Raw genomic sequence first — 14,577 nt, 5'->3', positions numbered from 1 at the left:
CAATCGACGGACCGCCAACGCCAGCCGCCAAACCTCCCGTCCCGGGCTTGACCCTGCCTGCCCCGGGCCTGACCCGGGGGGACCTCTTCCTCGGGTTCAGACGGAGATCCGGCCAAGCAGGAAAGCCCTGCGGCCTCACTCCACCCGCTCGGCCAGGTCCGCCACCACAGGCCCCATCGCCTCGACGATCCGGTCGACCCCCTCGGCATTGGGATGGATCCCGTCCGACTGGAAATACCCCTGCAACTCGGACGGATCGCCCTCTCCCAACCCCTTGAAGAAGCTCTCGAAATAAAGCGCGCCGAACTCTTGCGACAACTCTGGATACATCGCGTCGAACGCCGCCTTGTAATCCGGCCCGAAATTCGTCGGCGCCTGCATCCCCACCAGCAGCACGGGCAGGTCCCGCCCCTGGGCCACCTCCAGGATCGTCCTCAGGTTTGCCCGTGCCTGCCCCGGGTCCAGCCCGCGCAGCATGTCGTTACCGCCCAGCGCCACGATCATCGCGTCGACCTCGGGCGTCAGGCTCCACTCCACCCGTGACGCGCCGCCCGCCGTGGTGTCCCCCGACACGCCCGCGTTGATCACCTCTGCGGCCACATCGTTCTCCTGCAACCAGTCCTGAAGCTGCGGCACGAACCCGTCCGCCTGCGCCAGCCCGTACCCTTGCGTCAGGCTGTCGCCCAGCGCCAGGATCGTCACCGGCTCTTCACCAAAGGCCGGTAAACCAAGGAAAACAAGCGCCGCGACCTTGCCCGCCAAGGTGCGGACCCCATATGTGAAACGACCAAGAAAAGACAGGCAGAACCCCATGACAGACCCCGTGTTATCGCTGCGCGAGGCGGCTCTATCGCTGCAAGGCAATGCCGGCCCCGTCGACATACTTGAGGCGATCAGCCTCGATGTCCACCGCGGCGACACGCTGGGGCTGGTGGGGCCGTCCGGGTCCGGCAAATCCTCGCTGCTGATGCTGATGGGCGGGCTGGAACGCGCCACCGGCGGCACGGTCACGGCACTGGGGCACGACCTCACCACGATGTCCGAGGATGCGCTGGCCCGCCTGCGCCGCGACCATATCGGTGTGGTCTTCCAGTCCTTCCACCTGATCCCCACCATGACCGCGCTCGAAAACGTCGCAACGCCGCTGGAACTCGCCGGCAACCCCGACGCCTTCGCCCGCGCCGAGGAGGAACTGACCGCCGTGGGCCTTGGCAAACGGCTGAACCACTACCCCTCGCAGCTTTCCGGCGGCGAGCAACAGCGCGTGGCACTCGCCCGCGCCGCCGCCCCGCGCCCCGATATCCTGCTGGCGGACGAACCCACCGGCAACCTCGACAGCACCACCGGCACCGCCATCATCGACCTTCTGTTCGGGCTACAGGAACGCCACGGCGCCACACTGGTCCTTGTCACCCACGACCCCGGCCTCGCCGACCGCTGCGCCCGCGTGGCCGAGTTGAGCGACGGCCATCTGTCCGAACGCCAGCCCCCCAAGGCCCGCACCGCATGAAACTCCGCCTCGCCGCACGCTTCGCGGGCCGCGAGTTGCGTGGCGGCCTGCACGGCTTTCGCATCTTCCTGGCCTGCGTGATCCTCGGCGTCGCGGCCATCGCCGCGGTCGGCACCGTCCGTGAAAGCATCGCCGAGGGCCTCGCGCAGGAAGGCGCCACGCTTCTGGGCGGCGACGCCGAAATCGAACTGACCTACCGCTTCGCCAATCCCGAAGAACGCGCATGGATGGACAACACCGCCACGCGGGTCTCCGAGATCGCAGATTTCCGCTCCATGGCCGTCATGGGCGAGGAACGCAGCCTGACGCAAGTGAAAGCCGTCGACACCGCCTATCCCCTTGTCGGCACAGTGGACCTCTCCCCCGATATACCCCTCGACGAGGCGCTGGAAGACAACGGCCTCGTCATGCACCCTACCCTTGCCGATCGCCTTGGCGCGAGCCCCGGCGACACCGTTACCCTGGGGGCCAAGTCCTTCACCCTGCGCGCGCTCATAGAACGCGAACCCGACAGCCGCACCGGCGGCTTTGGCCTCGGACCCCGTACCATCGTCCTGCGCAGCGCCCTCGACGGTGCGGGCCTTTTGGAACCCGGCACGCTGTTCTCTTCGCATTACCGCCTCGACCTGCCCCCCGGCACCGACCTCGACGCCACTCGGGCCGCAGCCGAACAGGCACTCGAAGGCAGCGGAATGCGCTGGTCCGACGCCCGCAACGGCGCGCCCGGCGTGGCCGAATTCGTCGAGCGTCTGGGTGCCTTCCTGATCCTCGTCGGCCTTTCCGGCCTGGCCGTGGGCGGCGTCGGGATCTCCGCCGCCCTGCGCGCTTACCTCTCGGGCAAGACACAGACCATCGCCATCCTGCGCAGCCTCGGCGCGGACCAACGCACGATCTTCCTCACGTATCTCACGCAGGTCGCCGTTCTGGGCGTCCTTGGCATCACGCTCGGACTCGCCCTCGGCGTCGGCCTGCCCGTGCTGCTGTCGCCCATCATCACCGCGCAACTGCCCGTGCCTGCCGTCTTCGCGCCCTATCCGGGGCCGATGGCCGAGGCCGCGATCTACAGCGCTCTCAGCATCCTCATCTTCACGCTCTGGCCGCTGGCGCAGGCGCGCGATATCCGTCCCGCAGCACTTTACCGCGATGCAGACACCTCCGGCACCATCCCCGGCGCGGTTTTCATCGTGACCACCGCCGCGCTCGTCGCGGCCCTCGTCTGGGTCGCCGCCTGGTTCTCGGGCAATTCAACACTCACTTACTGGACCGCCGGCTCCATCGCCGCCGCGCTCGTGGTGCTGGCCCTCGCCGGTCTCGCCCTGCGCGCCGCCGCGCGGAAAATGCGCCCGCTCGCCCGGGGCCGCACCGCGCTTGGCTGGGCGCTCGGCGCCATCGGCGGGCCGCGCAGCACCGCCAGCGCCGTGGTCCTGTCGCTCGGCCTCGGCCTCAGCGTGCTCGCCGCCGTGGGCCAGGTCGACCGCAATTTGCGCGACGCCATCACCCGCGACCTGCCCACTCGCGCGCCCAGCTTCTTCTTCGTCGACATCCAGCGCGACCAGATGCCCGACTTTTCCGCCCGGCTCGACGGCGACGCCGGCGTCTCCCGTGTCGACGCCGCCCCCATGCTGCGCGGCATCATCAGCGAAATAAACGGCCGCCCTGCTGCCCAGGTCGCCGGCGACCACTGGGTCCTGCAAGGCGACCGCGGCGTCAGCTATGCCGCCGCCCTGCCCGACCGCAGCACCCTCACCGACGGCGACTGGTGGGCAGAGGATTACGATGGCCCGCCCCAGGTCAGCTTCGCCGCCGAAGAGGCCGAGGAGATGGGCCTGAGCCTTGGCGACGAGATCACGATCAACATCCTCGGCCGCGACCTGACGGCCGAAGTCACCTCCTTCCGCGAGGTCGATTTCTCCACCGCCGGCATGGGCTTCATCATGATCCTGAACGAGGCCGCGCTGGTCAACGCGCCGCACAGCTATATCGCCACGGTCTACTCAGATGCCGAGTCGGAAACCGCCATTCTCCGCGACCTTTCCCGCCAGTTCCCCAACATCACCGCCATCTCGGTGCGCGACGCCGTCTCCCGCGTCAGCGACCTTCTTGGCAGCCTCGCCTCGGCCACCGCCTGGGGCGCCGCCGCCACGCTGCTCACCGGCTTCATGGTCCTGATCGGCGCCGCCGCCGCCGACGCCCGCGCCCGCAGCTACGAGGCGGCGATCCTAAAGGTGCTGGGCGCCAGCCGCGCACGCATCCTCTGGGGCCTGTCGCTGCGTGCCGCCCTCCTCGGCGCGGCAGCCGGCAGCGTCGCGCTCGGCGCGGGCATCGCGGGGGCCTGGGCCGTCAGCCATTACGTGATGGAAACCTCCTTCGCCGTGGCTTGGCCCCCCGCCCTCGGCATCGTCGCGGGCGGCGCGCTCATCAGCCTTCTGGCTGGGCTCGCCTTCGCCCTCGGCCCCATCTCGGCCCGCCCCGCACAGGTCTTGCGCAGCCGCGAATAACCGCCCGCGCCGCCCCCAATCCGGTTGCGGTCCGGTGCCCGGGGTGGCACGTCACGACCAACCCGAACCACCCCCGAGTCGAAGGAGCGCGCCCATGTCCGCAACACCGTCGGAAACCCTGCCCATCCCCGTTTCCTCGCCGCTGACACACGCCCAGAAGGCCGCGCTCGTGAACCTCGTCCGCCGCGCCGCGCGGGCCGAGATCATGCCCCGCTTCCGCAACCTTGCCAGCGCCCAGGTCACCACCAAATCCGGCCCCGACGACCTGGTGACCGAGGCCGACCATGCCGCCGAGGCCATGATCGCCCGCGGCCTGCAACAGATGTTCCCCCACGCCCTGATCGTGGGCGAGGAAGCCGCCGCCGCCGACCCGGCCTTGCGCGGCAAACTGGCCGAGGCGGAACTGGCCTTCATCCTCGATCCCGTCGACGGCACGTGGAACTTCGTCAACGGCCTGGCCATGTTCGGCGTCATCGTCTCGGTCACCCGTTTCGGCACGCCGGTCTTTGGCCTGCTCTACGATCCCGTGATGGACGATTTCATCACCGCCGAAGAGGACGGCCCGGCCCAAATGACCCGCGCCACCGGCCGCGCCCGCCCCGTCTCGGTCTCGCATGGCGGCGAGATCGACAGCCTTTCGGGCTACATGCACTTTTCCCTGATGGACCGGGCCGTGCAGGAACAGCTCGCCCCCCTCATGCCGCGCTTCGGACGCGTCGGCTCGCTGCGCTGCTCGTGCCACGAATACCGGATGCTGGCGCAAGGCCATTCCGATTTCCTGCTCTCTTCCACCCTTAACCCATGGGATCACGCTGCGGGCGTGCTGATTGTCCAGCGCGCGGGTGGGGTGGTGCGTATGCTCGACGGGCGCGACTACAATGCGGGAATCAAAACCGGCTACCTGCTCGCCGCGTCCAACGAGGCCAGCTGGCAGAAGCTGGCGGAGCTGTTCTCGATGCTGGTCGACGACGACCCCGCATAACGTTCAGCCTTCGCTACAGACCTGCACGCCTGGGCCTCCCCGTCCCGGACCTGATCCGGGACCTCCTGCACCACGCAGCACGCTCGTCAGTCAGACGCAGCGCGTGTGACGGCGCGGCTTGCAACCCGCAAGCTCCACACCTCTCCTGCACCCCGTCTGCACACCTTAAAAATACTTTGAACCCGTCGCCCCACCGGCGCGACCCATAGGCAATCGTTCGAAGGGCTCTCCCTCCTTCCGAACGAGGGTTCCGCCGCTGTCCCTGGCGGAACCCGCTCATTTCAGGCAGTTATTTCAGCACCTAAACCGGGGCGGCCCTCACACGGGGCCGCCCTCATTCCGGTCACTCCGCCGCCTCGGCATAGGCCTCCATCGGCGGGCAGGTGCACACCAGGTTCCGGTCGCCGAATACGTTGTCCACCCGATTGACCGGCGGCCAGTACTTGTCGACCCGGAAGGCACCCGGCGGGAAACAGGCCTGTTCGCGGCTATAGGGTCGGTCCCAGTCGCGCACCAGATCCTCCATCGTGTGCGGCGCGTGCTTCAGCGGGTTGTTCTCGCGGTCCATCTCGCCGTCCTCGATGGCGCGGATCTCCTCGCGGATCGCCAGCATCGCGTCGCAGAACCGGTCCAGCTCCGCCTTGGTCTCGCTCTCCGTCGGCTCGATCATCAGCGTGCCCGCCACCGGCCAGCTCATGGTCGGCGCGTGAAACCCGCAATCCATCAGCCGCTTGGCGATGTCGTCCACCGTCACGCCCGCACTGTCCGCGAAAGGCCGCGTGTCCAAGATGCACTCATGCGCCACCCGGTCGTTGCGCCCGCGGTACAGGACGTCATACGCCCCCTCCAGCCGCTTCGCGACGTAGTTGGCATTCAAAATCGCCACCCGGGTCGCCTGCGTCAGCCCCTCGCCGCCCATCAGCAAAGTATAGGCCCAGCTGATCGGCAGGATCGAGGCCGAGCCGAACGGCGCCGCCGACACCGGCCCCGGCCCGTCGCTCTCACCTCTCGGATCACCCGGCAGGTGCGGCGCCAGATGCGCCTTCACGCCAATCGGCCCCATGCCCGGCCCGCCCCCGCCATGCGGGATGCAGAAGGTCTTGTGCAGGTTCAGGTGGCTCACGTCCCCGCCCAGGTCGCCGGGCCGCGACAGCCCCACCATGGCATTCAGGTTCGCCCCGTCGATATAGACCTGCCCCCCATGCGCGTGCGTGATCTTGCAGACCTCCAGCACGGTCTCCTCGAACACGCCATGCGTGCTGGGATAGGTGATCATGCAGCCCGCCAGATTGTCCGCATTGGCCTCCGCCTTGGCGCGGAAATCGTCAAGGTCGATATCGCCGTTGCTGTCGGATTTCACCGGCACCACCTTCCAGCCCACCATCTGCGCGCTCGCGGGGTTGGTGCCATGCGCACTCGTGGGAATCAGGCAGACATTGCGGTGCCCCTCGCCATTGGCCGCGTGATAAGCCGCGATGGTCAACAGCCCCGCATATTCCCCTTGCGCGCCCGAATTGGGCTGCATCGACATGGCGTCATAGCCGGTGATTTCGCACAGCCTGGCACTCAGGTCGTCGATCATCACGCGGTAGCCTTCGGCTTGGTCCTTGGGGCAGAATGGGTGCAGCCGCGCGAACTCGCGCCAGCTCACGGGCATCATCTCGGCCGCCGCGTTCAGCTTCATGGTGCACGACCCCAGCGGAATCATCGCCCGGTCCAGCGCCAGGTCCCGGTCCGCCAGCCGCCGCATATAGCGCATCATCTCGGTCTCGGCCCGGTTCATGTGGAATATCGGATGCTCCAGATAGCCGCTCCGTCGGTGCATCTCGTCGGGCACGCGGTACTCGGGCGTGAAATCCTCGTCCGTCTTCTCGATCCCGAAGGCCCGCCAGACCGCCTCGATGTTCTTGGGCCGCGTCGCCTCGTCCAACGTGATGCCCACACGGCTCTCGCCCACCCGGCGCAGGTTGATCCCCTCGTCGACCGCCGATTTCATCACCGCCGCCTGCAACGGGCCCACATCCACCGTGATCGTGTCGAAATAGGCCTTGGGGTCCACCTTGAACCCCGCCGTCTCCAGCCCCTTGGCCAGTCGCACGGTCTTGCGGTGGATGCGTTGTGCTATGGCCTGAAGGCCCTTGGGGCCATGAAACACGGCATACATCGACGCCATGACGGCCAACAGCGCCTGGGCGGTACAGACATTCGACGTGGCCTTCTCGCGCCGGATATGCTGCTCGCGGGTCTGCAACGACAGCCGGTAGGCCCGGTTTCCATGGGCATCCACCGACACCCCCACGATCCGCCCCGGCATCGCGCGCTTGTAGGCATCGCGGCACGCCATGTAAGCCGCGTGCGGCCCGCCATAGCCCATCGGCACGCCGAACCGCTGAACCGAGCCCACGGCGATATCCGCCCCCATCGCCGCCGGCTCCTTCAAAAGGGTCAGCGCCAAAGGATCGGCCGACACGATCCCGACCGCGTCCGCACCATGCAACGCCTCCATCTGCGGCGTGAAATCCCGCACATGGCCATAAGTGCCGGGATACTGGAACAGCGCCCCGAACACCTTGTCCGCCTCCATCTTCTCCGGGTCGCCCACGATCACCTCGATCCCCAGCGGTTTGGCGCGGGTCTGCACCACGGCGATATTCTGCGGATGGCAGTCGCGATCGACGAAAAACGCCTTGGCCTTCGACTTCGCCACCCTTTGCGCCATGGTCATCGCCTCGGCACAGGCCGTCGCCTCGTCCAGAAGCGACGCATTGGCCACCTCCAACCCCGTCAGATCACAGATCATCGTCTGGAAATTCAACAGCGCCTCCAGCCGCCCCTGGCTGATCTCGGGCTGATAGGGCGTATAGGCGGTGTACCACGCCGGATTCTCGAAGATATTTCGCTGGATCGCGGGCGGCGTGACCGTGCCGTGATAGCCCTGCCCGATCAGGCTCACCAACACCTTGTTCCGGCCCGCCACCATGCGCATCTCGTGCATCAGCTCGCGCTCGGACTTGGGCTTGCCGAAATCCAGTGTCTCGGCCTGGCGGATCGACTTCGGCACCGTCTCGTCGATCAGATGGTCCAGGTCCTTGACCCCCAGCACGGCATACATCTCGGCCATCTCCTCGGGCGAGGGCCCGATATGGCGGCGGTTGGCGAAATCGTAGGGCAGGTAGTCTGTGGGCTCGAACGGCATGACAATCGCTCCTTGGTGTCAGACAAGAGACTTCATCGGGGCGACGCGCGCCGCCCCTCATTCCTCTGGCCAATAATATCCCCGCCGGAGGCACAAAAATCTTCCAAAGATTTTTGCCAAAATTTTCCCAAAATTTTGCGCCCGGCGGCACGGATCAGTCGATGAAAGCCTTGTAGGCGGCTTCATCCATGTAATCGTCCATCGGCGAGGTGTCCGAGGGCTTGATCTTGAAGAACCAGCCGTCGCCTTCGGGATCCTCGTTGACCTTGCTGGGCGTGTCGGCCAGCACCTCGTTCACTTCCACGATCTCGCCGTCCAGCGGCGCCAGGATGTCCGAGGCCGCCTTGACGCTCTCGATCACCACGATCTCGTCGTCCTTGGTCACCTCTGCACCCACCTCGGGCAGTTCCACGAAAACGATATCGCCCAGCTGCTCGGCGGCGTGGCTGGTGATGCCGACAGTGACGATATCGCCATCCTGGTCCAGCCATTCGTGTTCTTCGGTGTATTTCATGCAAGTCTCCTGATGTTCAGCGTTTGAAATTCGCAGGGGTGAACGGCATCTCCGCCACCCTGACGGGCTGGCGTTTACCGCGCACCTCGCCATACAGCGTCGTGCCGGCCGAGGCATGGCTGGCGGCGACATAGCCCATCGACATCGGCGCCTCGATCGACGGCCCATAGGCGCCCGAGGTCACGTGCCCCACCGCCTCTCCGCCCGTCTCGCCGCCGAAAATCTGCGTCCCGGCGCGCATCGGTGCGCGCCCCTCGGGGCGCAGCCCCACGCGGCACCGCGCCACGCCGTTCTCCAACTGGTCCAGGATCACCTCCGCACCCGGGAACCCGCCTTCGCGCTCCCCGCCCCGGCGGCGCGCTTTCTGGATGGCCCAGCTCAGCCCCGCCTCGACCGGCGTGGTCCCGTCGTCGATATCCTGCCCGTAAAGGCACAGACCCGCCTCCAGCCGCAAACTGTCGCGCGCGCCCAGGCCCACAGGCTCCACCGCCTCGTGCAGCAAAAGCGCCCGCGCCAAGGGTTCGGCCTGCGCCTCGGGCACGGAAATCTCGTAGCCGTCCTCGCCGGTGTAGCCCGAGCGCGAGATCCACAGCTCGCCATAATCCGAGGTGAAAATGCCGGTATCCAGGAATTTCATGATCTCGCAGCCCGCGGCGATGGGCGCCAACGCATCGACCGCCTTCGGCCCCTGCAACGCGATCAGCGCGCGGTCCGTCACCTCGACCACCTCGCAGTCGGGCAGCCCCTCGCGCATCAAGGCAATATCGTCGGCCTTGCAGGCCGCGTTCACCACCACCAACAGGTGATCGCCCCGGTTGGTCAGCATCAGGTCGTCGCGAATACCGCCCGCCTCATTGGTGAAAAACCCGTATCGCTGCCGCTTCTCGCCCAGGCCCAGAAGGCTGACCGGCACCAGCCGCTCCATCGCCTGCGCCGCCCCGCCATAGCCCGCCTCATGGCGGATCAGGACCTGCCCCATATGGCTCACATCGAAAAGCCCCGCCGCAGCCCGCGTATGCTGGTGCTCGCCCATCACGCCCAAGCCATATTGCAGCGGCATCTCATAGCCGGCAAAGCCGGTCATCTTCGCGCCCAGCGCCTTGTGCAGGCCTGTCAGCGGCGTCTCGCGCAGATCACTCAATCCGCTCTCCTTCACGTCTCGAACCGGGCACATCTGGCTGGGCAACCGGCATCAGTCTCGCGCACCTTCATCACGCGCCCGATGCCCCCTCTGTCCTTCCGCCTGAGATCGCTATCCCTTCGGCGCCGCGGGGTTTGCCCGCGATCTCTCCAGAGTCGTCCATCGGTCGGTCCTTGCGCCTGAGAGTTTCCGGGGCGGTTGCTCCTTCGGCACCGGCAACGCCGGTTCTCCCGTTCCGATACTTTAGTAGCGTACTGACCGCCCCGGACCTCTGCAAGCAGAATGACAGAACAAGATCACAGTTTGGCGGCACGCCTTGACCTTCGCCCCCACGCCTGTTGACATAAATGACAAACGAGAAAGGCAGACACCCACGTGCAACCCGGATTCTTCTTCGGCTATGGCAGCCTGGTGAACCGCCGCACCCACGCTTACGAAGATGCCCACCCCGCCCAGCTTTCAGGCTGGCGGCGCGCCTGGCGCAAGACGACCCTGCGCGAGGTGGCGTATCTCACGGCCGTGCCCGACACCACTGCCCAGATCGACGGCCTCGTCGCCGGCGTGCCCGGCGCCGACTGGGCCGCGCTCGACGCGCGCGAACGTGCCTACATGCGGGTGCCCGCCCGCCACCAGGTCCGCACGCACCTGCCCGAAGACGCCGATCTGGTGGTCTTCGCCATTCGGGACGGCCATCACCACAATCCCGACGCAGTCAGCCCGGTACTGCTCAGCTATATCGACGTGGTGGTCCAGGGCTACCTGCATGTCTTCGGCGAAGACGGCGTGCAGCGTTTCTTCGACACGACCGACGGCTGGGACGCCCCCATCCTCGACGACCGCCGGCGCCCGCTCTACCCGCGCCACCAGAAGCTTCAGCGCAAGGAAACCGCGCTGGTAAACGACATGCTCGACCGGGTCGGCGCCAAGGTGCAGCCGGTCTCGAGCTTCAACCCTCTCAAGGACTGATCCGCACCGCGCGCGAGCGCCGGCATTGCCGCACCGGGCGCGGCGAACCCGCCAAGGGTACGCCGCCTATGCACCCGGCGCGCCGTCAGACGCGATCCCGCGCCGACGTCGCCAGCAGGACGAACAACAAAACGGCAACGATCAGAAGTCCGATCAGTACGATGGCGCTAGACATGTCTCGATCCCAGGCAAGCGGTGGCGGCAGAGCCCTCTCATGATGTGGAATCGGGTCCGGCGACAAGCCCGCTCTCACAGAGCCAATCCGGTGTGTTGCCCAAAAACGCAGGCCATCGGCAAAGAAGCACCGATCAGCCGCCAAGGTGCCGCTTTTTTGCCCGGAGGCCTGTCTGATTTGGGTCACTCGCAGCGTGCGTGATGGCTTTGATGACAGGTACGCCGCGAAACGGGAGCCACGGCCGTCCGCTGCGCCGCTACCCGCGTCTGCTACGCGGGCTTTGCCGCCATTCGCGACGGAGGCCATCGTCAGCCCCTGGGCTGGCGATCCGGCGGCAATTCCGAAGCACTTTATGCCCGCCAGATACATCCTCGGAATGATCGGCGCGCCCAGCCCCAGCCAAATCGCCAGCCCGAGGGAGGGGCTGACGATGGCCGGGCCGCTGCGCGGCTGCTAACCGGCTAGGTGCTCGACACCGATGTTTCACCAGGGCTCTTCCCGGCGCCGCCCCGCGGCTCAGTTCTTGGCCTTGATCACCTGCAACAGCGGCAGCACCTGGCTCATGTCCGGCCCGTGGGTCTGCCCGGTCAGCGCCTTGCGCAGCGGCATGAACAGGCCCTTGCCCTTGCGGCCGGTCTGTTCCTTCACCGCGTTCGTCCACTGCCCCCAGGTCTCGCCGTCATGCGGTCCCTCGGGCATCAGCGCCAGCGCCTCGGCCACGAATTCCCGGTCCTCGTCGTCGATCACGGGCTCCGCCCCGTCGCGGAACATAACCCACCAGCCTTCCAGGTCGTGCAGCGTGGTGATGTTCTCGCGCGTCACGCTCCAGAACCGTTCGGCCTGGTCCTCGGGCACGCCAAGGCCCACGATATGCGCCTTCACATCGGCGAAATCGCGCCCCTGCAGCACCCGCGCCGTCAGCGGGAAAAGGTCCTCCGCATCGAACTTCGTCGGCGCCGAGCCGAAGCGCGCGATATCGAACCCCTCGATCAGCTCCGCCATCTCGGACCGCAGCTCCACCGGGTCGGCCGAGCCCAGCCGCGCCATCAGCGACAACAGCGCCATCGGCTCCACGCCCTGCGCCCGCAGATCGCGCAAGCTGAGCGTCCCCAGCCGTTTCGACAGCGATTCCCCCTGCGGCCCGGTCAGCAACGAATGGTGCGCAAAGCTTGGCACGGTGCCGCCCAGCGCCTCGATGATCTGGATCTGCGTCGCGGTATTGGTCACGTGATCCGACCCGCGCACCACGTGGGTCACGCCCATTTCCGTGTCGTCCACGACCGAGGCCAGCGTATAGAGCACCTGCCCGTCGCCCCGGATCAGAACCGGGTCGCTGACACTGGCCGCGTCGATGGAGATATCCCCCAGGATGCCGTCCTCCCATTCGATCCGCTCGTGATCCAGCTTGAACCGCCAGACGCCATTCCCGCGCTCGGCGCGCAGCGCGTCCTTCTGTTCGTCGCTCAGGCCCAGCGCGGCCCGGTCGTACACCGGCGGCTTGCCCATGTTCAGCTGTTTCTTGCGCTTCAGGTCCAGCTCGGTCGGAGTCTCGAACGCCTCGTAAAACCGCCCCATATCGCGCAGCGTGTAGGCGGCTTGCGCATAGCGGTCCAGCCGCTCGGATTGCCGCTCCACCCGGTCCCATGTCAGGCCCAGCCATTCAAGGTCTTCCTTGATCGCATCCACGTATTCCTGCTTCGACCGCTCGGGATCGGTGTCGTCGATGCGCAGGATGAACGTCCCCCCGGCCTTGCGGGCAATGAGGAAGTTCATCAGCGCGGTGCGCAGGTTGCCGATATGGATGTACCCGGTGGGGGAGGGCGCGAAACGGGTGGTTGTCATGGGGTGTCTCCTGTTGCCGCGCCAAATGTCACAAGGGGGGTCGCTTGTCCAGTATCACAGGTGTCCCGGCCCGACATGACGGGCGTCCACCCTCAAATTCGCGTGACAGCCGCACATCGCGGGCGACTTTCGCCCGTACCGCCCTATCCTTCCGCTCGACAACAACAGGAGGTCTGACATGTCCACCCGCCTTTCCCGCCGCAACTTCCTCGCCTCGGCCACCGCCCTCTCCGCCGCTCCCGCCTTGCCCGCCTGGGCCACCGCGCCGATGCTGGGCGCCGCCACGCCGCCCTTCCGTCGGTTCAAACTGGGCGCGTTCGAGGTGACAACCCTGCTGGCGGGCGAGGCCACGCGCCCCGATCCGCACAGCATCTTCGGCCTGAATGTCGACCACGAAGAATTCACCGCCGTCTCCGAGGCCGCGATGATCCCGACCGATCAGGCGCAGTTCTTCTTCACCCCCACCGTGGTGAACACCGGGTCCGAGCTGGTGCTGTTCGACACCGGCCTGAACGCTGAAGGCACCACTGCGGCGCTCGAGGCCGCGGGCTATTCCGCCGACATGATCGACACGGTCGTCATCACCCACATGCACGGCGACCATATCGGCGGGCTGATGAACGGCGACGCGCCCACCTTCGCCAACGCGGGTTACGTCACCGGATCGGCCGAGTTCGATCACTGGTCCGCCGCCGGCGACGACAATTTCGAAGCGAAAGTCCGCCCCCTGGCCGAGCAATTCACCATGATCGGCGACGGCGATGCGGGCTTTTCCGGCCACACGGCGATGGCCGCGTTCGGCCACACGCCTGGCCACATGGTCCACATCATCGAAAGCGAAGGCGAAAGCCTGATGATCGCCGCCGATTTCGCCAACCACTACGTCTGGTCGCTGGCCCATCCCGACTGGGAGGTGAAGTTCGACATGGACAAGGCGGCGGCCGCCCAGACCCGCAAGACGCTCCTCGACATGCTGGCCGCCGAGAAGATGCCCTTCGTCGGTTACCACATGCCCTGGCCCGCCACCGGCTTCGTCGAAAAATCGGACAGCGGCTACGCCTACGTGCCCAGTTCCTACCAGCTGCGCCTCTGACCGCTTGCGCCTTCCGGGCGCGCGGCCTAGATCACGTTCATGCCCGCGCCCGACACTTCTCTGGACTGGATGGAAAACGTGGCCCGCCGCACCGTGGCGGGCTTTCCTCAGGCCTTTGCCGAGGCCGCGCGAGCCGTGGCGATCCATGTCGCCGACTGGCCGGATCAGGAGATGCTGGACAGTTTCGGCATGACCGACCCGGCCGAGCTGACGGGGCTTTACGACGGCATCCCGATGACGGAAAAGTCGGTCTTCGACCAGCCCACGGGCCCCGATATCGTCTGGCTCTTCCGCGAACCCATCCTGGCCGAATGGCGCGACCGTGGCGACGTGGAACTCGCCGATCTCGTAGCGCATGTGACGGTGCACGAATTCGCCCACCATTTCGGCTGGTCCGACGACGACATCGCCAGCATCGACCGCTGGTGGGAATAAGAAACCCTGAATAGCGATGGACTGCCGCGCGAGCGCCAGACCGCGGGATGGCGACCAACAGATATTCAGGCCGCTTTGTCTCCGCCACATCCGCAAAACCTCCGATCGACGCGCTCACGTTACCCAATCGCCAGCCCGTCGCACCAAAGGTGCGTCGCCTATAGTCGGCACGCCTCCGGCGTGACGGGCGGCCCCCCTTTCGGCGATTGCGTGCAATCGCCTTTC

Annotated in this window: 11 protein-coding genes and 1 riboswitch; of the genes, 6 read left to right on the top strand and 5 right to left on the bottom strand. The window is 66.8% G+C overall.

Translation table 11 applies throughout. The annotated features are described in order from the left end of the window. Nucleotides 1-135: 135 nt before the first annotated feature. Nucleotides 136-813 carry an arylesterase gene (locus tag XM53_RS16220; RefSeq protein ID WP_057795203.1) on the bottom strand — a complete coding sequence of 226 codons (678 nt, stop codon included), beginning with the start codon at nt 811-813 and terminating at the stop codon, nt 136-138. Here XM53_RS16220 and XM53_RS16215 point away from each other — a divergent pair. The 3 genes from XM53_RS16215 to XM53_RS16205 all read left to right on the top strand — a co-directional run bounded on the left by XM53_RS16215 (nt 812) and on the right by XM53_RS16205 (nt 4,990). Continuing rightward, nucleotides 812-1,510 carry an ABC transporter ATP-binding protein gene (locus tag XM53_RS16215; protein ID WP_057795201.1) on the top strand — a complete coding sequence of 233 codons (699 nt, stop codon included), beginning with the start codon at nt 812-814 and terminating at the stop codon, nt 1,508-1,510. The two genes, XM53_RS16220 and XM53_RS16215, sit on opposite strands and share 2 nt — an antisense overlap. After that, nucleotides 1,507-4,008, top strand: a complete 2,502-nt coding sequence (locus tag XM53_RS16210) for an ABC transporter permease (RefSeq protein ID WP_057795199.1) — start codon at nt 1,507-1,509, stop codon at nt 4,006-4,008. The genes XM53_RS16215 and XM53_RS16210 overlap by 4 nt, the downstream gene beginning before the upstream one ends. A gap of 94 nt (nt 4,009-4,102) precedes the next feature. Beyond that, nucleotides 4,103-4,990, top strand: coding sequence for an inositol monophosphatase family protein (locus XM53_RS16205; protein ID WP_057795197.1), 888 nt, complete (start codon nt 4,103-4,105; stop codon nt 4,988-4,990). A 343-nt stretch (nt 4,991-5,333) separates the two neighbouring features. Here the strand turns inward: XM53_RS16205 and gcvP are convergent, their stop codons facing one another. The 3 genes from gcvP to gcvT all read right to left on the bottom strand — a co-directional run bounded on the left by gcvP (nt 5,334) and on the right by gcvT (nt 9,841). Continuing rightward, a complete protein-coding gene (gene gcvP / locus XM53_RS16200; RefSeq protein ID WP_057795195.1) occupies nt 5,334-8,186 on the bottom strand; it encodes an aminomethyl-transferring glycine dehydrogenase in 2,853 nt (950 codons plus the stop codon). A gap of 154 nt (nt 8,187-8,340) precedes the next feature. Continuing rightward, nucleotides 8,341-8,700 carry a glycine cleavage system protein GcvH gene (gene gcvH, locus XM53_RS16195; protein ID WP_057795193.1) on the bottom strand — a complete coding sequence of 120 codons (360 nt, stop codon included), beginning with the start codon at nt 8,698-8,700 and terminating at the stop codon, nt 8,341-8,343. A 16-nt stretch (nt 8,701-8,716) separates the two neighbouring features. Then, nucleotides 8,717-9,841: a glycine cleavage system aminomethyltransferase GcvT gene (gene gcvT, locus XM53_RS16190; RefSeq protein WP_057795191.1), complete on the bottom strand. Its 1,125-nt coding sequence runs from the start codon at nt 9,839-9,841 to the stop codon at nt 8,717-8,719. A gap of 157 nt (nt 9,842-9,998) precedes the next feature. Beyond that, a riboswitch (glycine riboswitch) is annotated at nt 9,999-10,085 on the bottom strand. A gap of 131 nt (nt 10,086-10,216) precedes the next feature. Here gcvT and XM53_RS16185 point away from each other — a divergent pair. Further along, nucleotides 10,217-10,807, top strand: a complete 591-nt coding sequence (locus tag XM53_RS16185; RefSeq protein WP_057795189.1) for a gamma-glutamylcyclotransferase family protein — start codon at nt 10,217-10,219, stop codon at nt 10,805-10,807. Nucleotides 10,808-11,498: 691 nt separating this feature from the next. Here the strand turns inward: XM53_RS16185 and gltX are convergent. Beyond that, nucleotides 11,499-12,824: a glutamate--tRNA ligase gene (gltX, locus tag XM53_RS16175; protein WP_057795185.1), complete on the bottom strand. Its 1,326-nt coding sequence runs from the start codon at nt 12,822-12,824 to the stop codon at nt 11,499-11,501. Between the two features lie 178 nt (nt 12,825-13,002). Between gltX and XM53_RS16170 the strand changes: the two genes are divergently transcribed. Both XM53_RS16170 and XM53_RS16165 read left to right on the top strand, forming a co-directional pair. Continuing rightward, the gene (locus XM53_RS16170; RefSeq protein ID WP_057795183.1) at nt 13,003-13,917 is read left to right on the top strand and encodes an MBL fold metallo-hydrolase; all 915 of its coding nucleotides are present in this window, start codon (nt 13,003-13,005) and stop codon (nt 13,915-13,917) included. A 39-nt stretch (nt 13,918-13,956) separates the two neighbouring features. After that, entirely contained in the window at nt 13,957-14,352 is a 396-nt protein-coding gene (locus XM53_RS16165) for a metallopeptidase family protein (RefSeq protein ID WP_057795181.1), read from the top strand. The last annotated feature ends 225 nt before the right edge of the window (nt 14,353-14,577 follow it).

Source organism: Roseovarius atlanticus, assembly GCF_001441615.1.
GTDB classification, from domain to species: Bacteria; Pseudomonadota; Alphaproteobacteria; order Rhodobacterales; family Rhodobacteraceae; genus Roseovarius; species Roseovarius atlanticus.
This window is presented reverse-complemented; position numbering and strand designations above follow the sequence as displayed.